General features: G+C 60.8%; 21 protein-coding genes and 1 pseudogene. 11 read left to right on the forward strand and 11 right to left on the reverse strand.

The annotated features are described in order from the left end of the window. Positions 1 to 103: 103 nt before the first annotated feature. Positions 104 to 1,285 carry an acyl-CoA dehydrogenase gene (locus EA797_RS16640; protein WP_122167208.1) on the reverse strand — a complete coding sequence of 394 codons (1,182 nt, stop codon included), beginning with the start codon at positions 1,283 to 1,285 and terminating at the stop codon, positions 104 to 106. 184 nt (positions 1,286 to 1,469) lie between these two features. Here EA797_RS16640 and EA797_RS16645 point away from each other — a divergent pair, with 184 nt between their 5' ends. From EA797_RS16645 to EA797_RS16655, 3 genes and pseudogenes are all read left to right on the forward strand, one after another. After that, positions 1,470 to 2,390, forward strand: coding sequence for a LysR family transcriptional regulator (locus EA797_RS16645; protein WP_122167210.1), 921 nt, complete (start codon positions 1,470 to 1,472; stop codon positions 2,388 to 2,390). Between the two features lie 176 nt (positions 2,391 to 2,566). Further along, positions 2,567 to 4,119: pseudogene (locus tag EA797_RS16650) on the forward strand (phospholipase effector Tle1 domain-containing protein). Continuing rightward, entirely contained in the window at positions 4,119 to 4,778 is a 660-nt protein-coding gene (locus tag EA797_RS16655; protein WP_122167392.1) for a DUF2931 family protein, read from the forward strand. The pseudogene EA797_RS16650 and the gene EA797_RS16655 overlap by 1 nt, the downstream one beginning before the upstream one ends. Before the next feature lie 31 nt (positions 4,779 to 4,809). On the opposite strand, the gene EA797_RS16660 is transcribed toward EA797_RS16655, so the two are convergent. The 10 genes from EA797_RS16660 to glcD form a co-directional block, all read right to left on the reverse strand. Further along, complete coding sequence (locus EA797_RS16660; protein WP_122167212.1) at positions 4,810 to 5,196, reverse strand: helicase; 387 nt, start codon at positions 5,194 to 5,196, stop codon at positions 4,810 to 4,812. Positions 5,197 to 5,332: 136 nt separating this feature from the next. Then, positions 5,333 to 5,605: an HU family DNA-binding protein gene (locus EA797_RS16665; protein ID WP_014854330.1), complete on the reverse strand. Its 273-nt coding sequence runs from the start codon at positions 5,603 to 5,605 to the stop codon at positions 5,333 to 5,335. A gap of 149 nt (positions 5,606 to 5,754) precedes the next feature. Continuing rightward, a complete protein-coding gene (locus EA797_RS16670; RefSeq protein ID WP_122167214.1) occupies positions 5,755 to 6,957 on the reverse strand; it encodes an NAD(P)/FAD-dependent oxidoreductase in 1,203 nt (400 codons plus the stop codon). A 1-nt stretch (position 6,958) separates the two neighbouring features. Further along, positions 6,959 to 7,126 (reverse strand): rubredoxin, encoded by a 168-nt coding sequence (locus tag EA797_RS16675; RefSeq protein WP_122167216.1) that lies wholly within the window; start codon positions 7,124 to 7,126, stop codon positions 6,959 to 6,961. 159 nt (positions 7,127 to 7,285) lie between these two features. Then, positions 7,286 to 8,995 (reverse strand): L-lactate permease, encoded by a 1,710-nt coding sequence (locus EA797_RS16680; protein WP_122167218.1) that lies wholly within the window; start codon positions 8,993 to 8,995, stop codon positions 7,286 to 7,288. Positions 8,996 to 9,216: 221 nt separating this feature from the next. After that, positions 9,217 to 11,397: a malate synthase G gene (locus EA797_RS16685; protein ID WP_122167219.1), complete on the reverse strand. Its 2,181-nt coding sequence runs from the start codon at positions 11,395 to 11,397 to the stop codon at positions 9,217 to 9,219. A 19-nt stretch (positions 11,398 to 11,416) separates the two neighbouring features. Further along, positions 11,417 to 11,821: a heme-binding protein gene (locus tag EA797_RS16690; RefSeq protein WP_122167221.1), complete on the reverse strand. Its 405-nt coding sequence runs from the start codon at positions 11,819 to 11,821 to the stop codon at positions 11,417 to 11,419. Positions 11,822 to 11,908: 87 nt separating this feature from the next. Then, positions 11,909 to 13,126 (reverse strand): glycolate oxidase subunit GlcF, encoded by a 1,218-nt coding sequence (glcF, locus tag EA797_RS16695; protein WP_122167223.1) that lies wholly within the window; start codon positions 13,124 to 13,126, stop codon positions 11,909 to 11,911. Between the two features lie 151 nt (positions 13,127 to 13,277). Beyond that, positions 13,278 to 14,336, reverse strand: coding sequence for a glycolate oxidase subunit GlcE (gene glcE, locus EA797_RS16700; RefSeq protein WP_122167225.1), 1,059 nt, complete (start codon positions 14,334 to 14,336; stop codon positions 13,278 to 13,280). Then, positions 14,336 to 15,835 (reverse strand): glycolate oxidase subunit GlcD, encoded by a 1,500-nt coding sequence (gene glcD / locus EA797_RS16705; RefSeq protein ID WP_122167227.1) that lies wholly within the window; start codon positions 15,833 to 15,835, stop codon positions 14,336 to 14,338. The genes glcE and glcD overlap by 1 nt, the downstream gene beginning before the upstream one ends. A 232-nt stretch (positions 15,836 to 16,067) precedes the next feature. Between glcD and glcC the strand changes: the two genes are divergently transcribed. The 8 genes from glcC (at position 16,068) to EA797_RS16745 (ending at position 24,778) form a co-directional block, all read left to right on the forward strand. After that, the gene (gene glcC, locus EA797_RS16710) at positions 16,068 to 16,838 is read left to right on the forward strand and encodes a transcriptional regulator GlcC (RefSeq protein ID WP_122167229.1); all 771 of its coding nucleotides are present in this window, start codon (positions 16,068 to 16,070) and stop codon (positions 16,836 to 16,838) included. 67 nt (positions 16,839 to 16,905) lie between these two features. Continuing rightward, positions 16,906 to 17,445 (forward strand): chorismate--pyruvate lyase family protein, encoded by a 540-nt coding sequence (locus tag EA797_RS16715; protein WP_122167231.1) that lies wholly within the window; start codon positions 16,906 to 16,908, stop codon positions 17,443 to 17,445. Positions 17,446 to 17,493: 48 nt separating this feature from the next. Continuing rightward, positions 17,494 to 18,390, forward strand: coding sequence for a 4-hydroxybenzoate octaprenyltransferase (gene ubiA / locus EA797_RS16720; protein WP_122167233.1), 897 nt, complete (start codon positions 17,494 to 17,496; stop codon positions 18,388 to 18,390). 107 nt (positions 18,391 to 18,497) lie between these two features. Next, the gene (gene phoB / locus EA797_RS16725) at positions 18,498 to 19,187 is read left to right on the forward strand and encodes a phosphate regulon transcriptional regulator PhoB (RefSeq protein WP_021207221.1); all 690 of its coding nucleotides are present in this window, start codon (positions 18,498 to 18,500) and stop codon (positions 19,185 to 19,187) included. Between the two features lie 80 nt (positions 19,188 to 19,267). Then, positions 19,268 to 20,569, forward strand: a complete 1,302-nt coding sequence (gene phoR / locus EA797_RS16730; RefSeq protein WP_122167234.1) for a phosphate regulon sensor histidine kinase PhoR — start codon at positions 19,268 to 19,270, stop codon at positions 20,567 to 20,569. Positions 20,570 to 20,664: 95 nt separating this feature from the next. Next, positions 20,665 to 22,026 (forward strand): hemolysin family protein, encoded by a 1,362-nt coding sequence (locus EA797_RS16735; protein WP_122167236.1) that lies wholly within the window; start codon positions 20,665 to 20,667, stop codon positions 22,024 to 22,026. 467 nt (positions 22,027 to 22,493) lie between these two features. Continuing rightward, the gene (locus tag EA797_RS16740) at positions 22,494 to 24,014 is read left to right on the forward strand and encodes a TolC family protein (RefSeq protein ID WP_122167394.1); all 1,521 of its coding nucleotides are present in this window, start codon (positions 22,494 to 22,496) and stop codon (positions 24,012 to 24,014) included. After that, entirely contained in the window at positions 24,011 to 24,778 is a 768-nt protein-coding gene (locus EA797_RS16745) for an efflux RND transporter periplasmic adaptor subunit (RefSeq protein WP_122167238.1), read from the forward strand. Before EA797_RS16740 ends, EA797_RS16745 begins: the two co-directional genes overlap by 4 nt. The last annotated feature ends 1 nt before the right edge of the window (position 24,779 follow it).

The raw sequence follows: 24,779 nt of genomic DNA on the forward strand, positions 1-24,779 counted from the left end.
AAGTGAGCGTTGCGTGGATCGGGCGCGTAACCGACGCTTTTATCCATCCACCACATGGGTTTGAAGTGGATGAACGAAGCGCCATTCACCTTTATGGGCAGGGTTAGAAGAACGCCTGGATGCCGGTCTGCGCGCGACCGAGAATCAGCGCATGCACATCGTGAGTGCCTTCGTAAGTGTTGACCACCTCAAGGTTGACCAAATGCCGCGCTACACCGAACTCGTCGCTGATGCCGTTGCCGCCGAGCATGTCGCGGGCAAGGCGCGCCACGTCCAGGGCCTTGCCGCAACTGTTGCGCTTCATGATGGAGGTGATTTCAACAGCAGCGGTGCCTTCGTCCTTCATCCGGCCGAGGCGCAGACAACCTTGCAGGGCCAAGGTGATCTCAGTCTGCATGTCGGCCAGCTTCTTCTGGATCAGCTGATTGGCGGCCAGCGGACGACCGAACTGCTGACGATCGAGCACATACTGACGCGCGGTTTGCCAGCAGAACTCGGCAGCGCCCATCGCTCCCCAGCTGATGCCGTAACGGGCAGAGTCCAGACAGGTGAAGGGGCCGCGCAGGCCACGCACATCAGGAAACGCGTTCTCTTCCGGGCAGAACACGTTGTCCATCACGATCTCGCCGGTGATCGACGCGCGCAGGCCGACCTTGCCGTGAATCGCAGGCGCGCTAAGGCCTTCCCAGCCTTTCTCCAGCACGAAACCGCGAATGGCACCCTCATCATCCTTGGCCCACACCACGAAGACATCGGCGATCGGGCTATTGGTGATCCACATCTTGGCACCAGACAGGCGATAGCCCCCGTCGACCTTCTTGGCACGCGTGACCATGGAGCCCGGGTCGGAACCGTGGTTCGGTTCGGTCAGGCCAAAGCAGCCGATGAATTCACCGCTGGCCAGCTTGGGCAGGTACTTCTGCTTGGTTTCTTCATTGCCGAATTCGTTGATCGGCACCATGACCAGGGAAGACTGCACGCTCATCATCGAGCGATAGCCTGAGTCGATGCGCTCGACTTCCCGAGCGATCAGGCCGTAGCACACATAGTTCAGCCCGCTGCCGCCATAGGCCTCAGGGATGGTCGCGCCAAGCAAGCCGGTATCACCCATCTCCCGGAAAATCGCCGCATCAGTGCGCTCATGGCGGAAGGCTTCCAGCACCCGTGGTGCCAGTTTGTCGGCAGCGAACTGCTGGGCACTGTCACGCACCATGCGCTCTTCATCGGTGAGCTGCTGATCGAGCAGCAGCGGGTCGATCCAGTTGAAGCTTGCTTTGCCGGCCATGGGTGGTCCTCTTGTCGTAGACGATGAACCGGGCCCTTGGCCCGGTGCAGCATTCGGATGGGTTGATCCTAGAAGCTGCAGCGGCAACCAGCAAACGAGTAATTCGCAACAACCTGTGCGCTTTACTCACTCCGAGCTATGCTCAAGCTAGTGAATACCAAACTATTAGTGAGGCAGTCGCATAATGCGTCGCAAGATCCCCAGCACCGCCGCGCTCATCGCCTTTGAGGCAGCCGCGCGCCACCAGAGCTTTACCCGCGCCGCCGAAGAGCTGGCGTTGACTCAAAGCGCAATCTGCCGACAGATCGGCGGGTTGGAAGAATTCCTCGGACTGGAGCTGTTCCGCCGCTCCCGCCGCGGCGTGAAACTGACCGAGGCCGGGCAGTCCTATGCCAGGCGTGTCGCCACCCAGCTTGATGCGGTAGAGCGCGATACGCTGTCGGTGATGGGTCAGCAGGGTGCGCAGACAATCGAACTGGCGATCGTGCCGACCTTTGGCACGCAGTGGTTGCTGCCCCGGCTGCGGCAGTTCCAGGCGCTGCATCCTGAGATCACGGTGAACCTGACCAACCGTACCCGCCCTTTTCTGTTCGCCGATACCGAATTCGATGCAGCGATCTATTTCGGTGATGGCGACTGGTCCGGCACCGTCGCCCATCCATTGATGCCAGAACAATTGCTGCCCGTCTGCAGCCCGGCCCTGCTGGACGATGCGACCGAGCTTACGCCACACGGCATTGCCGAAATGCCGTTGCTGCAGCAGACCACGCGCCCCTATGCCTGGCGGCAGTGGTTCGATTCGCTGGGGCTGAAAGTCGCACGCGACATGACCGGCCCCCGCCTGGAGCTGTTCTCCATGCTGGCCCAGGCCGCCGAACACCGGATGGGCGTTGCGCTGATCCCACCTTTCCTCATACAGCGAGAACTCGCCGAAGGACGACTGGTAATCGCAAACACTCACTCCTATCGCCAAGTAGGTCAGGCCTACCATTTGATGATCCCGGAACGCCGAGTGGAGTCCTCTGCCATGCATGTCTTGCGTGACTGGCTGCTGGACGAAGCACGTGCCTGGATGGCGCAGCAGGATAGGAACGAACCGCACTGAAATGCCGTCGCCATCCTGAATTCAGCAGGGCCGACCCTGCGCTTTGTGAACCGGCAACTTGAATCGACGCCGGCGGTAGTTCTTACTGGCCCCCGCGCCGGGACCAACAGGATGTAGCTCGCCGGCGCCTGTCATCCAGATCACCCAGCCTCATTCAGCCAAGGAAAGGTAGAAGCATGAGCGGATACGTCCCCAACACCCCCCAGGCGAAGCGCGAAGCCGAGCTGCGCAATGTCGAGCCGGCCGATATCCACGCCCAACACTGGGCCGAATACGAACGCCATGCCAAGCAACCGGCGAAGCCAGCCGAAAAGATAAAACTGGCCCTGCGCATCGGCGTGTTCTTCGATGGCACCGGCAACAATGCGACCAATACTGCGCTAGGTATCGCATGCGGGGCGCATCATCCTGTGCGAAAAGAAGATCTCGACTCTGCCTGCAAGCCCTATATGGCTGACCCAGATAGTAGTTATGGGAACGATGTAACCAAGTTCGTAAATTGATGGAGCTGTACATTGAAAGCGCCAGCCCCGAGGGCGATGGCCCGCAAAAACAGCTTTCACGCAAGATCTATGTCGACGGAATCGGTACTGAGGCCGGCACGGAGGACAGCTTCCTAGGTGCGGGGATGGGTCGTGGCGAGACCGGGGTAAAAGGCTGCGTGCAGAAGGCATTCACTTTGATCGCATCCGCCGTGACGCGAGCCGTCTCAGAAAACCCCGATTGCACAATCAGCTCGCTGACGTTCGACACTTTCGGATTCAGTCGGGGAGCTGCGGCCTCAAGGCACTTTGCCAACGAAATTGTTAAAGGACTACAGGGGCCGTTGAGGAGCATTCTCCAAGACACTACCAGACGTTTCGCTCCGGGTTTCATAGAGCGATACCAGTACGGTATCGACGTGGGGTTCATTGGCTTGTTCGACACTGTCGCATCAGTTGGCGGACTAGCCAATTTGGGAAATATTCGAAGTGCCATTACGCCCTGGGTCAACCTCTACTTGCCCCGCAAGTACTTCAAACATGTGGTACATCTCGTTGCCCGAGACGAAGTGCGCGCCAACTTCCCTTTAAGCCGAGTCAAGCCAGACCACCCAGAGTTAACTCTGCCAGGAGCTCATTCAGACATTGGAGGCGGCTACCTTCACGAGGCAGAAGAGTGCGTACTTGTCAGTCCCATGCAGGCATTGACGGTAAACGTAGGAATCGATGTCCGAACAACTTCTATCTATAAAGAAGCAGAAACTGCCATGAAGCGCCTTGTTGCTAAAGGTTGGGCTCCTTCCAGTCTGGAGATAGTCACTCCGGCGCCGCAGCTCCTGCCCCGAGATTTGCAAGACCGATTAGCGCCACGGCAACAGAGGGTCTATGCCGGCCTGCAACTCAAACGCTCCGTTAGTGGGGCGCTTTCGAGAGTATATCTACGAGTGATGTACCAACTAGCTAAACGCGCAGGGGTACGCTTCGATGCGATGGACGAGCACAACCCCAATTATTCGCTCCCGAACGAGCTACAGTCGATTTGCGAACGCTTTTGCAAGGGCGACTACAGCACAACCTCCGATGAGGACGAGCTTCTGAGAAGTCGATATATCCATGTCTCTGCCCACTGGAACAACCCGCTCGGCAAACTGACGCATGACGGCGCTAAGCTGGTTTACATCAATGCCCCCGATACGGACGGGATTCGTCGACAGCATCCCCACGAACCTGAATGGACTCTACTGTGATGAAGCTATTGGCGGCCCTTGCAAGCACCCTATTTTTATTTGGTTGTCAGATTGCCGGTCCGTTAACGGCCGAGCCGGACCCAAAGACCCCATGGTGGAGCCTAGAGTTTGCTGCTCCCCTCTATATGACCGGCTGGGTCAAGGCGAGCGTCGTAGAGGACGTGCAAGGAAAGCTCTTCAATCATGGCAGCGCTGGGGTGATTGGAAGCGGCGATTATGGAAATAAAAGAGAAGTAGCCAAGGGTTGGCCTAAGGGACTAGCAGGCAGCGGAATACGTACCGTCGAAGGGGCAAATCTGCCTAAGCGGATCTACGTACGATGGCAGTCGGTGGTGGAGCCTCAGACGTATCACGCGTGGATTGATATTCCCGAGCAAGCTAGAACGATTATGTACGAGTCAACTCACCGCCTATGCCCGGAAGCACCACAGCGGAAAGTAAGCCAGATAGCCTCGTTACACCTAGGCTTGGCCCCAGGTGGGATTATCCAGGTTTGGGTACGAGACCAGTGTCATGAGCCAATAAAAGTTGCCCGCGGCAAAGCTGAGATAGAACCACTCGGACCACATCTCGGAAAGTCCGATGGAAACTACTATCCGCAACCTGAAGCCTCGAAGCGCTACGTAGATCGGTTCGGCATTCCCTATGGAAGCTGGTAGATGCGACCGGACTAGGCAGCGCGCTCGTGGATCAAGCCGCCTCGACCTTCTTCTTCCGCGGCTTTAGATACTTGGTCAACCCCTGAAACCACATCACCAATGCAGGGTTGCCCTGGATCTGAATATCCTTGTTCTGAATCCCTTGCATGAAGGCGAGCTGCTTGTTCTTGGCGTTCATCGTATCGAAACCGAAGGCGCTGTCCTTGAAGCCGATAGCGAATGCTGGCTCGTTTACTGGGCCGCCATGGCTGGTGACGCGCTGATCCTTGACTCTGTAATGCCGGGCAACCTTGCCGTCTAGCGTATGCAGCTGGAAGGTCAGGTCTTTATCGCCGAGTTGTTTTTGAAAGTCAGGGTTGGTGCGGCTGGCCTTGGTCATCAGCCGACCAAGCATCCAGAGAAGAAAGCGAAATTTCATGATTGGCCGACCATTGGCGAGAAAACCGGCATTGTAGCGGCTGCCCCGAACGGGGAAAGCAGGAGAACAGAGGGGTCTGGAGTGGACTGTCCAGTCAGGCTGGCCCGGAGCCTGGCGGCCCCGGGCAGACGCAGATTCAGTTGATCGCGTCTTTCAACATCTTTCCCGGCTTGAATGCTACGGTGTTGCTGGCCTTGATGGTGACGGGCTCACCCGTCTGAGGATTCTTGCCCGTACGAGCGCCACGATGACGTTGCAAAAAGGTGCCAAAACCAACCAGGGTCACGCTGTCCTTGCGGTTCAACGCGTTGGTGATTTCATCAAGTACAGCATTGAGTACACGATTGGCCTGATCCTTGGTGAGATCAGCCTTTTCGGCGATGGCGGCGGCGAGTTCCGGTTTGCGCATAATTGGCCTCTACGACTTTATTGTTTTTGTGCTTGCTGTTCTCCGAACAGCATCCCGGCGCGCCGCAGCAGCTCTACGTTGCGGCAGCGCCTCGGGCAGCATGGCACGCTGCTAGCACTCGCGCCAGTCCCCGCCACTTGTTTGCTAAATCATTCAGACGACTTTAATGACAGAACTTGGGGCAGTTCGGCCAACACTGGTGGCAGCTGTTTGTTTAAAGCCAGACGCTCCTGCACGGCCGCTCCGGTGAGTGCATACCCGAGCAAGGTGCCATCAGAGGATCGAAACAATGCTCTCAAATCGCTGCCCTGGCCCTCGACACTCCAACTACCCTCGCTTTCAGCCGCTGGGGGCGACACCACCAGCGGGCATATTGGCGTTTTAACGGTGATCGGCATCGGCCCGTAGGTAACGGGTGTCGGTTGGCCCGCAAGCGTTTTGCCCAGCGCACGCACGCCACTCATCAGCGGCATGACATAGAACAGGTTGAGTCCATCTACCTCAGCACAATCACCCAGCGCGTATACGTGTTCGGCCGAGGTGCGCAGCATTCGATCGACTTCGATACCGCGGTTGACAGCCAGTCCCGCAGCGGCAGCCAGTTCGATTCTGGGACGCAGCCCCACAGCGCTGACCACCAGATCGCAATCAATCCGCTGACCATTGGACAACCGCGCTTGCAGCACATCGCCTTGCCGCTCAAGCCTCTCCAGGACAGGCCCTAGATGAAAACGCGCACCTAGTGACTCAAGCCCGCGCTGCACCGCGGCGGCGGGCTCTGGCGGCAGAAGTGACGGCATGATCTGCTCGCATGGCGCGACGAGCTCGACTTCGTAGCCGCCATGCAACAAATCGTTGGCGAATTCGCAACCGATCAGCCCGGCTCCGAGAATCAATATGCGCCGTTTACCATGGGCGGCTTCACGGAAACGGCCGTAATCGAGAAGGTCGTTGACTGGGAAGACCGCGTCCTGGGCGTCCCCGGCTACGGGTACCCGGATGGTCTGTGCACCCCAGGCGATCACCAGATCGCGGTACGGCACCGGCTCGTTGCCGATCCAGACCCGACGATGCGCGGGGTCGAGCCGCGTGACCTGCGTATGGGTGCGGATCTCTGCATTAAGCTGAATCGCCATCGGCCCGGCCACCGTCATGCCCAGAGCGTCGGCGCTCTTGTTCATGGCGAAGCCGGTGGACAACATGGGTTTGGAGTAAGAGCGCCCGTCATCGGAGGTGATGAGCAGCAAGGGCGTTTCGCTGTCGTGCTTGCGAAATTCCCGCGCCAGGTTGTAACCCGCCAGCCCGGTACCGATGATTACCACCGGCGGTTTCTTGTTGTTCAACTCGTTCATATCAGCCGATCGCGATCATTTCGAAGTCCATCTTGCCTACGCCACAGTCTGGGCACAGCCAGTCTTCGGGAACGTCTTCCCAGGCAGTGCCCGGCGCGATGCCCTCGTCCGGCCAGCCCTCGGCTTCGTCATAGATGAACCCACACACCACGCATTGCCACTTTTTCATTATTCACCTCGATCAGTCTCGGTTGCGCTGCACGCTATAACAGAATGCCGCACTCGCCAAACCTCGCGCCACGGGTGATAGACCCACCGGCCGCGAAAGATTTCAGGGCAAAAACGAAACGGGCGGCCTAGGCCGCCCGTTTCGTATTCAACCGCAGCCTCAGCTGCCGTTAGAGACTCCCACCAATGGATCGCTGATCCCCATCACATAGAAGCCAATCAAACCGATGGTGCCAGCCAGTACGAGGTAGTACAGCGTCGGCAGCATGGTCTTGCGCAGCGTGATGCCTTCGCGGCCCAGCAAGCCGACCGTGGCCGAAGCCGCCACCACGTTGTGAATGGCGATCATGTTGCCCGCCGCAGCGCCCACCGATTGCAGTGCTACCATCAGCGCTCCGGAGAGGCCGAGCAGCCCCGCAGTGTTCAGTTGGAACTGCGAGAGCATCAGGTTGGACACAGTGTTGGAACCGGCGATGAAGGCACCCAGCGCGCCGACTGCAGGCGAGAAGAACGGATAAACACCGCCAACGCTATTGGCAACCAGTTGCGCCATCGCCACGGGCATCGAGACCAGATCCGAGCCGTTTACGCCGGAGTTGATCAGGATCCGTACCATTGGAATGGTGAAGATCAGCACGAAGCCAGCGCCCAGTAGCGTTTTGCTCGACTCGGAAATGGCAGCGCCGAGTTGTGCGGCCTTCATCCGATGCAGGAAGAAGGTCACCAGCACCACCATGCAGAGAATCCCGCCAGGCAGATACAGTGGCTCCAGCGTGCCGGACACGCCCGCTTCACCAAGGATGTCACGCCAGCCGAAACTCACCGACATCAGGGCCGCCTTGAGGTCCGGGAATACTCGCGACATCACCAGGAAGATTGCCAACAACAGGTACGGTGCCCAAGCCATCGGAACGGAGATCGGCGTGCGTCCTGCGACGTCGTCGATCTTCATCTCGATCTTGCCCATCCACTCCACCGGCCATTCGCTCGCTGGTGCGAAGTCCCAGCTGGTCTTGGGCAGCAGGAAGCCTGCCTTGGCTGCTGGAACGACGATAGCCAGGCCAACCAGCGCGCCGATCATCGAAGGGAATTCCGGGCCGAGGAATACACCCGCTGCCGCGTAAGGAATCACGAATGCCAGACCGGTGAAGATGGCGAACGGCGCCATCGCCAGGCCCTCGCCCCAGGAGCGATTACGACCGAAGAAGCGCGTCATGATGCAGATCATGATCAGCGGCATGAGAATGCCGCACAGCGCATGGATGATCGCCACACGGGAGAAGATCAAATGGAAGAACACATCCCAGCTGCTGCCCACCGTCGCCAGCTGACCACCGAGAGTAGCCTGATCAAGACCACCGGCGACTCCCACCAGAATCGGCGTACCCACTGCACCGAAGGACACTGGCGTCGACTGCACCATCATGCCCAGCACAACTGCCGTTAGCGCCGGGAAGCCCAGCGCGACCAGCAGCGGCGCAGCCACCGCAGCCGGCGTACCGAAGCCCGACGCGCCTTCGATGAAGCAGCCAAACAGCCACGCCACGATCAGCACCTGAACGCGTTTGTCCGGGCTGACGTTGGCAAAACCGCGACGGATCGAAGCGATGCCCCCGGAGTGTTTCAGCGTGTTGAGAAGCAGGATGGCGCCGAAGATGATCCAGAGGATCGCGGCGGTAAGAATCAGGCCCTGCAGCGTGGAAGCCAGGACCCGGTTGAAGGTCATGTCCCAGGCCAGCAGGCCAATCAAGGCGGTAAGCACGAAAACCAGCGGCATTGCGTACTTGGCCGGCCAGCGAAAGCCGATCAGCAGTACCCCCGCTAGCACCAGCGGCACGAAGGCCAGTATGGACAGCAGTGTCTGACTCATTGTTGGGTTCCTTGTTTTTTGTTGTGAACCACTTCTATCCGGGAAAGCCCGGTCCCACGCATGGCCGATGTGGGCACCACATCAGCCCGAGAAGCTGACCAACAAGTCACGCTGGCCGACCCCTCTTGCTCGAAAGCCCCGAGCGCTATAAGCGTCCGGGGCTTGTCAAATCGATCCGGTCACCGACTCTCGTCGGCCACCGGTTTTGCGATCGATACCGCTCAACCTACCTGCTGCTTGAAGCGCTGGCGCCACGCATGCAGCAGCGGCTCGGTGTACCCGCTCGGCTGCTGGCGACCCTTGAACACCAGATCACAAGCCGCCTGGAAGGCTGCCGATCCAGCATAGTCGACGGCCATTGGACGGTAGGCGGGATCGCCAGCGTTCTGCTGGTCAACCACCTTGGCCATGCGCTCCAGCGTCTCGCGAACCTGCGCCTCATCGACCACACCGTGGTGCAGCCAGTTGGCAAGATGCTGGCTGGAGATTCGCAGCGTGGCGCGGTCTTCCATGAGGCCGACATCATGGATGTCCGGCACCTTGGAGCAACCGACGCCCTGTTCGACCCAACGCACGACATACCCAAGGATGCCCTGGCAGTTGTTGTCCAGCTCCTGCTGGATGGCCTCGGCGGACCAGTTGCGCTCCGGCGCGACCGGAATGGTCAGCAGATCATTGGTCAGCTTGTCCCGCTCACCGGCCAGGTCGATTTTCTCCAACTCGGCCTGAACAGCCTGCACATCGACCTGGTGATAATGCAGCGCGTGCAGTGTGGCGCCAGTCGGCGACGGCACCCAGGCGGTATTGGCGCCAGCCTTGGGGTGCGCGATCTTCTGCTCGAGCATGGCGGCCATCAGGTCGGGCATGGCCCACATGCCCTTGCCGATCTGCGCCTTGCCACGCAGGCCGCAATTCAGACCGACCAGCACGTTGTTGCGCTCGTAAGCCTGGATCCACGCGGTGCTCTTCATGTCGCCCTTTCGCAGCACAGCGCCCGCTTCCATGATGCTGTGCATCTCGTCCCCCGTGCGGTCGAGGAAGCCGGTATTGATGAACGCGACGCGGTTCTTCGCGGCGCCGATGCAAGCCTTGAGGTTGACGCTGGTGCGGCGCTCCTCGTCCATGATGCCGACCTTGAGGGTGTGGCGCGGCAGTCCGATGAGGTCTTCGACGCGTCCGAACAGCTCGTCGGTGAACGCCACTTCGGCAGGGCCATGCATCTTCGGCTTCACGATATACATCGAGCCGGTGCGCGAGTTGCCCTTGCGCTGCTGGTCATGCAATGCGATCAGACTGGTCACCACACCATCCATAATGCCTTCCGGGATCTCGTGGCCTTCGCCGTCGATGATCGCAGGGTTGGTCATCAGGTGACCGACGTTACGAATGAACAACAGCGAACGGCCGTGCAGCTTCAGATTCGAGCCGTCCGCCGCGATGTATTCGCGATCCTCGTTCAGGCGGCGGGTGATGCGCTTGCCGCCCTTCTCCAGGTCCTCGACCAGGTCGCCCTTCATCAGGCCCAGCCAGTTGCGGTAGACCAGCACCTTGTCATCGGCGTCGACTGCAGCGGTAGAGTCTTCACAGTCCATGATGGTGGTGACGGCCGCTTCCATCAGCAGATCCTTCACGCCAGCAGCGTCGGTCTGGCCGATCGGGCTGTTCGGATCGATCTGGATCTCGACATGCAGGCCGTTGTTCTTGAGCAGGATGGCCGTTGGCTCGACAGCCTCGCCCTGGTGACCGACGAACTTCTCCGGCTGCTTCAAGCCCGTCACGTTGCCGTTTTCCAGGGTGACCTTGAGTTGCCCATCCTGCACGCGGTAGCTGACCGAGTCGGCATGGCTACCTTCAGCCAATGGCGCGGCCTGATCGAGGAAATTGCGTGCAAAAGCGATGACTTTTGCGCCACGCACTTCGTTGTAGCCCGGCCCCTTCTGCGCGCCGTTCTCTTCGCTGATGGCGTCTGTGCCATAGAGCGCGTCATACAGCGAGCCCCAGCGGGCATTGGCGGCGTTCAGGGCATAGCGAGCGTTGCCGATCGGCACGACCAACTGCGGGCCGGCCTGGGTGGCGATCTCGCTGTCGACGTTGCTGGTGCTGATTTTCACGTCGCCTGGCTCGGGCTGCAGGTAGCCGATGGATTCGAGGAAGGCACGGTATGCCGGCATATCGCCGATCGGGCCGGGGTTGCTGCGGTGCCAGTTGTCCAGCTCGACCTGCAGGCGATCGCGCTCGGCAAGCAGGGCACGGTTCTTCGGCGCCAGGTCGTGGACCAGCTGATCAAAACCGCTCCAGAAAGCAGCCGCTTCGACGCCGCTGCCGGGCAGGACTTCATCTTCGATAAAACGCTGCAGGTTGGCCGCGACTTGCAGGCGGCCCAGGGTTACTCGTTCGGTCATGTTGTTCTCCTTTTCCGATTCAGTTGGCGATAGCGGCAACACCGGCTTTGGCGACCTGTGCGTCCTGCGTGGCGGTCACGCCAGACACGCCCACCGAACCGACCACCTGACCATCGACGATCACCGGGACACCGCCCTCCAGCGAGCACACGACCGGCGCGGACAGGAAGGCGTTGCGGCCGCCATTGACCATGTCTTCATAGCCCTTGGTTTCGCGACGACCCACCGCGGCGCTGCGGGCCTTCTCGGTAGCGATGTAGGACGCGATCGGCGCACAGCCATCCAGACGCTCAAGCGCCAGCGGGTGGCCTCCGTCGTCGGCGACGACGATGGTCACGGCCCAACCATTGTTCTGCGCTTCGGTACGTGCCGCGTTGAGGATGGCGGTCACTTCGTTCTGGGTCAGCATGGCTTTGGTCTTCATGGTCTCTCCTGTCTTCAGATTCGGTTGTGCGTGTTTACCGGTGGGCTTCAGCCCACCGAAATCAACGTCAGGTTTTTAGGGCGAGCTTCACCCCATCGCCTCCTCGACAATCTCGATCCAGTGCCGCACCGGCGTCCGTCCGGCGCCGTCGAGGTGCGTCTGACAACCGATGTTGGCGGTGACGATGACTTCAGGTTTGCCGCTTTCAAGTGCAGTGAGCTTGTTGTCGCGCAGCTGTTTGGACAGCACCGGCTGGGTGATTGAATAACTGCCCGCCGAGCCGCAGCACAGATGCGCATCAGGTACCGCAGTGAGCTGGAAGCCGAGCCGGGTGAGCACGTCTTCGACCGCGCCGCCGAGCTTCTGTGCGTGCTGCAAGGTGCATGGGCAATGAAAGGCCATGCGCTTGTCCGCTTTGACGTTCAGGCGTTCGAGCTCAGCGCCGCGCATCACCTCCACCAGATCCTTCGCCAGCAGGCTCACTCGGGCAGCCTTGATCGCATATGCGGGGTCATCCTTGAGCAGATGACCATAGTCCTTGATGAAGGCACCGCAACCGCTGGCGGTCTGGACGATAGCTTCGGCACCGCCTTCGACGGCTGGCCACCAGGCATCGATGTTGCGCCGAGCACGGTCGAGTCCGGCCTCCTGAGCGTTGAGGTGATAGTCAACCGCGCCGCAGCAACCCGCCTCGCGCGCCGTTGATACGCTGATACCGAGGCGATCGAGCACCCGTGCCGTGGCGGCATTGGTATTGGGCGACAGGCTTGGCTGCACGCAGCCTTCGAGCATCAGCACACGTCGCGCATGCATCACCTGCGGTCGCGGCTTGGCTGGGGTTACTTGGCGCGGCATGTGCGCACGCAGTGTCGCCGGCATCAGCGGACGCAGCGCATTGCCCGTGCTCAGCAGCGCCTTGAACAGGCCCGGACGCGGTATCACATTGCGCAAGCCGGTGCGCAGCAGGCGTTCACCCGCCGAGCGCTGTACCTGCTGCTCCATGAAGTCCCGGCCGATATCCAACAGGTTGTGGTACTGCACGCCTGACGGGCAGGTGGTCTCGCAGTTACGGCAGGTCAGGCAGCGGTCCAGGTGGGTCTGGGTGCTTTCAGTGACTTCGCCGCCTTCGAACATTTGCTTCATCAGATAGATGCGCCCACGCGGCCCATCCAGCTCGTCGCCGAGCAACTGATAGGTCGGGCAGGTCGCATTGCAGAAGCCACAATGCACACAGGAGCGAAGGATACTTTCCGCTTCCTCGGCACGCGGCAGCTTCTTCGCCGCTTCACTCAGATTCGTTTGCATTATTCAGGTCGCTCCCAACGCCAATTGGCTCTTTGCGTCGGCGCTTCGCGCCAACCCTTCGGGACGCGCCCCAGAAAGCGCAATCCATCGTTGTTCGTCATTCATTTGGACCACCAAACTTCTCTCTTGGGCCAGTCGCGCTGGGCGCGACCTAAACCTCAGAGTACATACGGCCGGGATTGAAGATTCCCTGCGGGTCGAGCGCTGCCTTGAGCTGGCGGTGATAACGCAACAAGGGCTCCGCCAGCGGCTGGAACGGGCTCGTGGCCGCATCAGCGGTGAAGCAGATCGCATGACCACCTACTTCGCTGACGATGGCGCGAATGGTTTGCGCATCGGCATCGGACTTCAGCCAGCGCTGGGCTCCGCCCCAATCGATCATCTGCTCGCCCGGTAGCGCCAGCGCGACGGTGTCAGTCGGCAGCGACAGGCGCCACAGCGGCCGAGCGTCGTTGAAAAAGCCCAAGCGGTGTTCGCGCAGGTCATGCCAGTAGCCGACATCCAGCGTCTCGCCGCCGATGCGGTCACAGGCGGCGTTAACCGAGCCTTCGCCGCCCTCCAGACGCAGATGCAGCGCCTGACCATCATGGCTCGCCGCGGTGATCGGCACCGGTTGCTGCCCCCACTCGGCAAGCTTGAGCAGCGCCCGATCGACCGGCATCTCGACCCGCAGGCTGCGGCACAGGCGCGGCTTGGGCAGCACCTTCAGCGATACTTCTGTGATCACGCCGAGACAACCAAAGCTGCCGGCCAGCAGGCGAGACAGGTCGTAGCCGGCGACGTTTTTCATCACTTCGCCGCCGAAGCGCAGATGCTTGCCATGACCGGTGATCACCCGCGAGCCGAGTACGAAATCGCGCACCGAGCCGGACCAGGGCCGACGCGGCCCGGACAGGCCGGCCGCGATCATGCCGCCAACTGTTGCTCCGTTCCCCAGATGAGGCGGTTCGCAAGGCAGCATCTGGTTGGCTTCATCGAGCGCGGCCTCCAGCTCTGCCAATGGCGTGCCGGCGCGCGCGGTAACTACCAACTCGGTCGGGTCATAGGTGACGATGCCGCGATGGGCGCGAGTGTCGAGCAAGGTGCCCTGCACCTCACGGCCGAGAAAAGTCTTGCTGCCGCCGCCCTGGATACGCAGCGGGCTGTTGCTGGCCAGCGCCTGGTTGACCTGTTCCAGCAGCTGTTGGCTGGCGTCGAAGGAAACCGTCATCAGAAGCGCTCCAGTTCAGGGAATGGCAATTGCCCGCCATGGACATGCATCCCGCCGAATTCAGCGCAGCGATGCAGCGTCGGGATGTTCTTGCCCGGATTGAGCAACCCGCTGGGGTCGAACGCGGCCTTCACTGCATGGAAGAGGGTCAGCTCGTCCGCATTGAATTGGGCGCACATCTGGTTGATCTTCTCGCGCCCGACACCGTGTTCGCCGGTGATCGAACCGCCGACTTTGACGCAAAGTTCAAGAATCTTGCCGCCCAGCGCCTCGGCGCGCTCCAGCTCGCCTTCGGTGTTGGCATCGAACAGGATCAACGGATGCATGTTGCCGTCGCCGGCATGGAACACGTTGGCCACGCGCAGGCCGTACTCCTCGGACAGATCGGAAATCCCCTTGAGCACACCCGGTAGCTCGCGACGCGGGATGGTGCCGTCCATGCAGTAGTAGTCCGGCGAGATGCGTCCGACTGCCGGGAATGCGTTCTTGCGCCCCGCCCAGAACTTGACCCGCTCGGCTTCATCCTTCGCCAGACGAACTTCGGTAGCGCCGGCCAACTTGAGCACTTCGCCCACCCGCGCGCAGTCGTCGTGAACGTCGGCTTCGACGCCGTCCAGTTCGCAGAGCAGGATCGCCTCGGCGTCCACCGGGTAACCGGCATGAATGAAGTCCTCGGCGGCGCGGATCGACAGGTTGTCCATCATCTCCAGCCCGCCGGGAATGATGCCTGCGGCAATGATGTCGCCCACCGCGCGGCCTGCTTTCTCCACCGAGTCGAAAGCTGCCAGCAGCACCTTGGCCACCTGTGGCTTGGGCAGCAGCTTGACCGTAACCTCGGTGACGATGCCAAGCATGCCCTCGGAGCCGGTGAACAGCGCCAGCAGGTCGAAGCCGGGCGAATCCAGCGCGTCGGAGCCGAGCACCATACGCTCACCCTCGACGGTGAGAATTTCCACCTTGAGCAGGTTATGCACGGTCAGCCCGTATTTCAGGCAATGCACGCCGCCAGCGTTCTCGGCCACGTTGCCGCCAATGGAACAGGCGATCTGCGAGGACGGATCGGGCGCGTAATAGAGGTCAAATGGCGCCGCCGCCTGGGAGATGGCGAGGTTGCGCACGCCGGGTTGCACGCGGGCAAAGCGTCCAGCCGGATCGACTTCGAGAATCTTGTTGAAGCGCGCCATCACCAGCAGGATGCCCTGCTCCAACGGCAGCGCGCCGCCAGAAAGTCCGGTTCCGGCGCCGCGCGCCACCACGGGCACACCGCGCTTGTAAGCAATCTTCAACAGCGTTTCGACCTGCTCGATGCGCTCAGGCAGAACCACCAGCATCGGCGTGGTGCGGTAGGCGGAGAGTCCGTCGCACTCATATGGCTTGAGATCTTCACCGCGATGCAGGATGTCGAGATCAGGCAGCTGCGCCTGTAGCTCGTTGAGGAGCGCTGCCTTGTCGACTCTGGGCAGCTCACCGTCGACGCGTTCGTCGTAGAGGATATTCATGGCAGTGGGTGCTCTTAGATGTTCACCGTCAGCACGGCCAGCTGCGGTGGTTTGACGCATCATCTGCCCCGCCCCAGCTGACGTCCACCCTAAAACCAACTGGTCCTACCAGTTTCTTTCACTAGCCTTTCGCTGTAGATCGATGCGCACCGCGAAATGAGGGCCTAGGGACAACCAATACACCGACACGGTAAACTTCACCCAAACTGGTCCTACCAGTTACGGAGAAGCCATGTTGCAAGAACATACTCACGAAAAACGTCAATTGGCGGACGTGGTAGCTGAGCGAATCGAGCGCCTGATCGTCGATGGGGTGCTCAAGGTAGGTCAGGCACTGCCATCGGAACGACGTCTGTGCGAGAAGCTCGGCATATCACGCTCAGCACTGCGCGAAGGCCTGCGAATCCTGCGCGGCCGGGGCATCATCGACACCGCTCAGGGTCGTGGCTCTCACGTCGCGAGGCTTTCCGGCGAACAGGACGCCAGCCCGCTGATGCATCTGTTCAATTCGCAGCCGCGTACGCTCTACGACCTGCTCGAAGTCCGCGCCTTGCTGGAAGGCGAGTCGGCGCGACTGGCCGCGCTACGTGGCACCGATGCCGATTTCATCCTGCTGCGCCGCCGCTACGAAGAGATGCTGGCTGCGCATACGGCTGAAAGCGCCGATCCGCGCGAACATGCCCGCCTCGACCATGCCTTTCATCTGGCTGTCAGCGAGGCCTCGCATAACCCAGTACTGGTGCACACGCTGCAATCGCTGACCGACCTGATGCTCTCCACCGTGTTCGCCTCGGTGAACAATCTCTACCACCGGCCAATGCAGAAGCGGCAGATCGATCGTCAGCATTCGAGGCTCTTTCATGCCATCACCGAACGACTGCCCGATCAGGCTCAGCGTGCCGCACGCGACCATATCCACAGCATTCGCGACAACCTCAAAGAGATCGAGCAGGAAGAGCAACGCCTGGTCCGCGCGACAATGCGCCTGGAAGGCTGGACCTGACTGGGCTTGGAGCGACGTTTTTGCCGCGTGCTAGACTCGCCGCTTCTTTTCGCTGCCCATATTACTCGTGCCCAACTCTCAGAACTGGCTGCCTGCCGACCGCCTCGCCTCCCCGCTCGCGCCCGACCTTCACGACTGGCTATATGAAGACAAAGGCTCGCTGACCCGGCGCCTCACAAAGCTGGCCGACGGCGCATTCAGCGTCACGCCACTGACCGAAGGGTGGCAGCCGCTGCGCGAAGACGAATGCGCGGCGCTGGGCGTAGCGGATGGGAGCCAGGGCTGGATTCGTGAGGTATTTCTGAGTGGGCATCAGCAGCCTTGGGTCTTTGCCCGCAGCGTTGCAGCCCGCCACGCTCTGGAGCAGTCCGGCCTGGACTTGCTGCACCTTGGCAGCCGCTCATTGGGCGAACTGCTGTTCAGCGACCCCGCATTCAAGCGCGGCCACCTGGAAGCCCGGCAATATCCTGCCGAGTGGCTCCCCGAAGCTGTGCGCCAACCTCGGCTCTGGGCGAGGCGCTCGTGCTTCAACCAGGACGATCTGCACGTACTCGTTGCCGAGGTGTTTCTGCCCGAGCTGTGGCAAGCCGCACGGATCATCCCCTGAACGCGGCACAGACTGCCTAACCTGACTTTATCGATCGGAGACCCGCTGATGTTTCAGAAGCTTCTGCAATCGAGCAATCGCCTGCACCCGCGTGCCTGGGACTTCATCCAGTTGATGCGCCTGGATCGGCCGATCGGCACCTATCTGCTGCTATGGCCGACGCTCTGGGCGCTGTGGATCGCGGGCGAAGGCTCACCGAGCCTCAAGAACATCGTCATTTTCGTCCTTGGCGTGATCCTGATGCGCGCTGCGGGGTGCGTGATCAATGACTTCGCAGATCGCAACCTCGATGGCCACGTCAGCCGGACCAAGGGTCGGCCACTGGCAACCGGCAAGGTATCGGTCAAAGAAGCCTGGATTCTATTCGCCATTCTTGTCGCCCTGAGTTTCATTCTGGTCCTGTTCACCAACGCTGCAACCATCTGGTTGTCGTTCGGCGCGCTTGGCGTGGCGGCGCTTTACCCCTTCATGAAGCGCTACACCTACTACCCGCAAGTGGTACTTGGCGCGGCGTTTTCCTGGGGCATGCTGATGGCATTCACTGCCGAGCGGGGCGAGCTGCCGCCGGAAGCCTGGCTGCTGTTCATCGCCAACGTGATCTGGACTGTGGCTTACGACACCTATTACGCCATGGCCGACCGCGATGACGATCTGAAAATCGGCATCAAGTCCACCGCGATCCTTTTCGGCGAGGCCGACCGCATCATCATCGCCACCCTACAGGGGCTCGCGCTGTTCTGCCTGATCCTTGCCGGCGTGCGTTTCGAGCTGGGTCAGTGGTTTCATCTGGGCCTGACCATTGCCGCGCTGTGCTTCGCGTGGGAATTCTGGAAAACCCAATCCCGAAAGCCCCAGGTGTGCTTCAAGGCCTTCTTGCACAATCACTGGGCTGGCCTGGCGATCCTTGCAGGGATCGTTCTGGATTATGCGACCAAGGCCGGCTAGAGCGGCTCAGATGATGCGCGAGGAGCAGACGCAACCTATTGCTGTCACATCCCTGCAATATTTCCGTTATCTAATGCCGAGCGACAAGAACCGGACCGAGAGCGGACATGAACGGCAAATGCATATTGATAGTCGATGACGAAGCGCCAATTCGCGAGATGATCGTCGTGGCGCTGGAAATGGCCGGCTACGAATGCCTGGAAGCCGAGAATACCCAGCAAGCCCACGCGCTTATCATCGATCGTCAACCGGACCTGATCCTGCTTGACTGGATGTTGCCTGGCACTTCCGGCATAGAGCTTGCGCGCCGACTCAAGCGCGACGAGATGACCGCCAACACGCCCATCATCATGCTCACCGCCAAGGATGCCGAGGACAACAAGATCCAGGGTCTGGAAGTAGGTGCAGATGACTACATCACCAAGCCTTTCTCGCCTCGTGAGCTGGTGGCACGCCTGAAGGCCGTGCTGCGCCGGGCTGCACCGAGCGACAATGAAACACCGATCGAAATCGGCGGCCTGCTTCTCGACCCCATCAGCCACCGCGTGACCATCGACGGTACGCCTGCTGACATGGGACCCACCGAGTACCGCCTCCTGCAGTTCTTCATGACTCACCAGGAGCGCGCTTACACCCGCGGACAATTGCTCGATCAGGTCTGGGGCGGCAATGTGTATGTCGAAGAGCGCACCGTGGATGTACATATCCGACGCCTGCGCAAAGCACTCGGCGAAACCTATGAAAACCTGGTGCAGACCGTGCGCGGCACAGGCTACCGTTTTTCCACCAAGAGCTGAACGAACCGCAACCGCTGCGCGTCAGTGGGCGTAGTAGATGATTTCCGGCCGGCATCAAGCTGCCTCAAGGAGCGTTAGCGGTGAATCAAGATTGGCAAGGCGCTCTAGTTCGCCGCCTGCTTCTGATATTGGCAGGATGCCTGCTGATCGGTCTGATTACGGGCGAGTACGCCTGGGCCCTGGTCGTCGGCCTGACCGGCTACCTCGGCTGGACGCTGTATCAGATCAGGAGGCTTCTGCTCTGGCTCAAGAGCGACCAGGCTGACCAGCCCCCACCGGATAGCCACGGCCTGTGGGGCGAAATATTCGATAATCTTTATCAGCTCCAGCGCCGTGACCTGCGCCTGCGCGGTCAGCTGCAGTCGGTGATCGATCGGGTACAGGGCTCGACTACCGCGCTCAAGGACGCGGTGATCATGCTCGACAGCGACGGCAATCTGGAATGGTGGAACCCTGCGGCCGAGCGCCTGCTGGGGCTGAAGAAGCCACAGGATACCGGTCATCCGGTGACCAATCTGGTGCGCCATCCGAGCTTCAAGGAATACTTCGACAAGGGCCGCCACGAGGAACCCCTCGAGCTGTCTTCGCCGGTCAATGACCGACTCTGGTTGCAAGTGACCATCACCCGCTACGGCAACAGCGAGCACCTGATGGTGGTGCGCGACATCACCCGCCTCCATCAGCTGGAGCAGATGCGAAAGGATTTCGTTGCCAACGTGTCACACGAGCTGCGCACGCCACTGACGGTTATTGCCGGTTATCTGGAGACGATGCTCGAACACACAGACGAAATGCCACCACGCTGGCCGCGGGCGCTGAACCAGATGAACCAGCAGGCCGGGCGCATGCAGCATCTTCTAAACGACCTGCTGTTGCTGGCAAAGCTTGAGGCGACCAGCCCACCTTCCAACACGCAGCCCGTGGCCGTCGCCAAATTGTTGCAGTCCATCAAGGGCGACGCTCTAGCGCTGTCAGCCGAGCGCAAGCACCAGATCACCGTAGAAGCGGACGACACCCTGATGCTCAAAGGCAGTGAAAGCGAGCTGCGCAGCGCTTTCTCCAATCTGGTATTCAACGCGGTGAAGTACACGCCTGACAACGGCGAGATCCACGTTCGCTGGTGGTGCAACGAGCACGGTGCGCATCTGGCGGTGCAAGACTCAGGTATCGGCATCGAGTCAAAACATCTGCCGCGACTGACAGAACGCTTCTACCGGGTCGACTCGAGTCGCGCCAGCAATACGGGCGGGACGGGCCTGGGCCTGGCAATCGTCAAGCATGTGCTGCTTCGCCATCAGGGCCGCCTGGATGTAAACAGCACTCCGAGCAGGGGGAGTACCTTCACCTGTCACTTCCCGTTGAGCCAGGCGACGGTAATCTGAGCAAGATGACCGGCCGGCACCCTCGCCTGCCGGCTCCTTGAAATAACCCCGACCCGGCCCCATCCTTGGGCGGTCATTGACTACCCGACACCCTAATGGACCCTTCCCCCGCTAGTTACGCCGCTTCCTCCTATTTCGCCGATTTCGGTCTGATTCTCTTTGCACTGTTCCTGGTTCTGCTCAATGGCTTCTTCGTCGCCGCTGAGTTCGCCATGGTCAAGCTGCGCTCGACCAAAGTGGAAGCCATCGCCAAGGAGCATGGCTGGCGCGGGCACATCCTGCGCAAGGTGCACACTCAGCTGGACGCTTATCTGTCGGCCTGCCAGCTGGGTATCACCCTTGCGTCCCTGGGGCTCGGTTGGGTCGGTGAGCCAGCGTTCGCCCACCTGCTGGAGCCCGTGTTGGCCGCAGCCGGCGTGCAATCGCAAGCCGTTGTGCACGGCATCGCGTTCTTCACGGCCTTCTTCATCATTTCCTATCTGCACATTGTCGTCGGTGAGCTGGCACCCAAGTCCTGGGCGATCCGCAAGCCCGAGCTGCTGTCCCTGTGGACGGCCGTGCCGCTCTACCTTTTCTACTGGGCCATGTACCCGGCGATCTACCTGCTCAATGCCAGCGCCAATGCCATTCTGCGCGTGGCTGGCCAGGGCGAGCCCGGCAGCCATCACGAGCACCATTACAGCCGTGACGAGCTGAAGCTGATCCTGCACTCGAATCGTGCGCTGGACCCCGCCAATCAGGACATCAAGGTTCTGGCATCCGCTGTGGAAATGAGCGAGCTTGAGGTCGCCGACTGGACCAACTCGCGGGAAGATCTACTGCAGCTGGAGCATGACGCCTCCCTGGCGGAAATCCTGGAACTGATTCGACGCCACAAATACAGCCGCTACCCCGTCTACAACAGTACGCGGGGCGAATACATCGGCCTGCTGCATATCAAGGATCTACTCCTGGCGCTGGCCAGCGACGGGCAGCTCGCGCAGCACTTCGATCTGGTTGCGCTGCTGCGACCGCTGGAGCGCGTGTCTCGCCACTTGCCGCTCAACGCCCTGCTCGATCAGTTCCGCCAAGGCGGCGCGCATTTCGTGCTGGTCGAGGAAGGGGACCACAAGGTGGTGGGCTTCCTGACCATGGAGGACGTACTCGAGGTTTTGGTGGGCGACATTCAGGATGAACACCGCAAGACCGAACGCGGCATCCTCGCCTATCAACCTGGGAAGCTGCTGGTACGCGGAGACACGCCGCTGTACAAGCTGGAGCGCCTGCTCGGTGTGGACCTTGACCACATCGAGGCTGAGACCTTGGCAGGATTGGTCTACGAGACGCTCAAGCGCGTCCCAGACGAGGATGAGGTGCTCCATGTGGATGGTTTGCAGATCGTCATTAAGAAGATGCGCGGACCAAAGATCGTGCTGGCTAAAGTTCTCAAATATCGAGAGCTGCCGAGCCAGTTCTAAGATAGTAGGGAGCCGTCTAGCGTCTCCGCCTCCTGCAGTGGCCATGATCAACTTCTACGGTTCGATCTATCAGGGCTGAGCAAGCTTATCCATTGGTATTAAGCCGATCGTCAGCACTATCACTTGGCCATGAATAGCCATACATTTGGCGTCGCCACTTCTATGAAGTTGATTGACCTGCGAACATCAGAGCAGGCACGACCCTTGCTAAGACTCTAACAATGACAATAAAACATCGCAGCTAGCGCTTCCTGCGCTGCCTGCAAAACCTGGCTAGGTCAGGCCAGGCGTTTTGCCACTCGCCTCAGCGGACTCGATGCGAACGGCGCACATATGTGCTGTGAGGATTCACGGTGCCTGTGCGAAATCTTAGTGCCTAAGCACTACCGGCAAGGATGCCGGGCTTGACAGATTTCGCGCCTGCCGAGGGCGGCGCGGTACCCCAGACCGTTTCGCAGATGCCATCGATGACCCAGCTACCATACGCAAAGACCGCCCTGGCCCTGGTGGCCGCCCTTTCCCTGACAGCGTGCGCCCAGTTCGAGCCGCGACCGCTGACCGAGCAGGCCTTGAGCGATCAGTCCCGGGCTGATCAAGAGAGCGCCCGACAGGATGTCGAGCCTATCGCCGGTACGCTGACGTTGGATGAGGCCATGGCCCGCGCGCTGAAGTACAACCTCGACCGCCGAGCGCGCATGTTCGAAGAAGCATTGGCCTTCCAGCAGTACGATGTGTCGCGCTACGACATGCTGCCCAAGCTGCTCGCCCAGGCCGGCTACAGCTCGCGCAACAACGATAAGATCAGCCAGAGCCGCAACGCCGAAGACGGTTCCTTGTCGCAGTCGCGCTTCATTTCTCAGGACCGCGACCACACCGTCAGCTCCCTGGCGCTGAGCTGGAATATGCTCGACCTCGGGGTCGGTTACTACGGCGCCCGTCAGCAGGCCGACCGCGCTCTGGTGGCCGGCGAGAAGCGCCGCAAGGCCATGCACCTGCTCATGCAGGACGTACGCACGGCTTTCTGGCGAGCCGTCAGCGCCCAGAAACTGCAGAGCGAAGTTCGCGCCGCTACCCTGCTAGCCGAAGGTGCGCTGACTGATTCGCGCCAAGCCGAGGCCGAGCGCCTGCGCAACCCGATCGACTCGCTGCGTTACCAACGTCAGGTGCTGGAGAATCTTCGCCTGCTCGAAGCCATCGAGCAGGAGCTGTCTACCGCACAGACCGAACTGGCACTGCTGATCAACGCCCCGCTCGGACAGCCGATCACCCTTGCTGAACCGCCCTTCCAACTCGACCGGCAGGCCCTCGATGTACCGGTTGCAGTCATGGAGGACACAGCCCTAGGTGCAAACGCCGATCTGCGTGAGGCGCACTACAACGCGCGTATCGCCCGCGAAGAGACACGCAAGACTCTGGTGCGCCTGTTCCCCAGCCTGAACTTCAGTTATGGCCTGAACTACGACACCGATAGTTACCTGGTCAATCGCCAATGGAACGAAGCCGGGGCGCAGCTCTCTTTCAACCTGTTCAATCTGCTGACGGGGCCGAGCCAGCTCAAGCTAGCCGAAGCTGGGGTGGCCCTGGCCGACCAGCGTCGGGTATCGATGCAGATGGCAGTACTGGCCCAGGTCCACCTGGCGCGCCAGCAGTTGGCCAACGCCCAGCACCAGTTCACCCGCGCCGACGCCATATGGGAGATTGACCGCCGTATTGCCGAGCACATGGATAATCGTGAGGCCATCCAGGTGCAAAGCAAGCTGGACCAGGTGGCCAACCAGACCACCGCGATCCTAAGTCTGCTGCGCCGCTATCAGGCGCTGGCACAGGCGCAGACCGCTGAAGCCCGCTTGCAGGCAACGATGGGCGTGGACCCGGAAATTGGCAGCGTCAGTGACCTGACGCTTGCGCAGCTGACGCGCACCTTGACCGACGGTCAACGCACTTGGCAGAAGCTCGCGGCCGACGCGGGCCAAGGCGGTACTCAGTGAACCGTTTGCCGCTTGCTCTGCTGCTGGCACTTAGCGCGGGCATGGTTCAGGCACAGACGCCCGAGCAGGCCCCGGCGCGTGCCGGGCTGGAGCGCCAAGAAATCCGAGCCCAACTGCTGCCCCGTCAATTCACCACTCTGGCGGCGGAGATCGGCGCCAAGGTAAACAAGCTATCTGTACCCGAGGGCGGTGCCTTCAAGGCCGGGCAGACGCTGGTCGGCTTCGATTGCAGTGTGCAGCAGGCCATGCTGCAGAAGGCACGTGCCGAGCTGAACGCAGCCGAAGCAACCGACAAGGCCAACCAGCGCCTGGCCGAGCTGAACTCGGTCGGCAAGCTGGAGGTGGACCTTGGACGCGCGGGCCGGCAAAAGGCCGTCGCTGAAGTCGGTGCTCAGCAGGCCGTGCTCGGCAAATGCAGCATCACTGCGCCGTTCGCCGGCCGCGTTGCCGAGCAGAAAGTCCGTGAGCAACAGTTCGTTCAACCTGGCCAGCCACTGCTGGACATACTCGATGACAGCGTACTGGAGCTCGAATTTCTGGTGCCTTCGGCCTGGCTCGTCTGGCTGCGTACCGGGCAAACCTTCGATGTAGAGATTGATGAAACCGGTCAGCGCTATCCGGCTAGGTTCGAGCGCATTGGCGCCCGAGTCGACCCGATAAGCCAATCGGTGAAGGTTGCCGCATCAATCGACGGTCGCTTCCCCGAGCTGATCGCCGGCATGAGCGGTCGCGTGCGTGTCACTCCGCCCACCCCCAAACCCTGAT

It is taken from the genome of Stutzerimonas zhaodongensis (assembly GCF_003696365.1).
In the GTDB taxonomy this organism is placed as follows: Bacteria; Pseudomonadota; Gammaproteobacteria; order Pseudomonadales; family Pseudomonadaceae; genus Stutzerimonas; species Stutzerimonas zhaodongensis.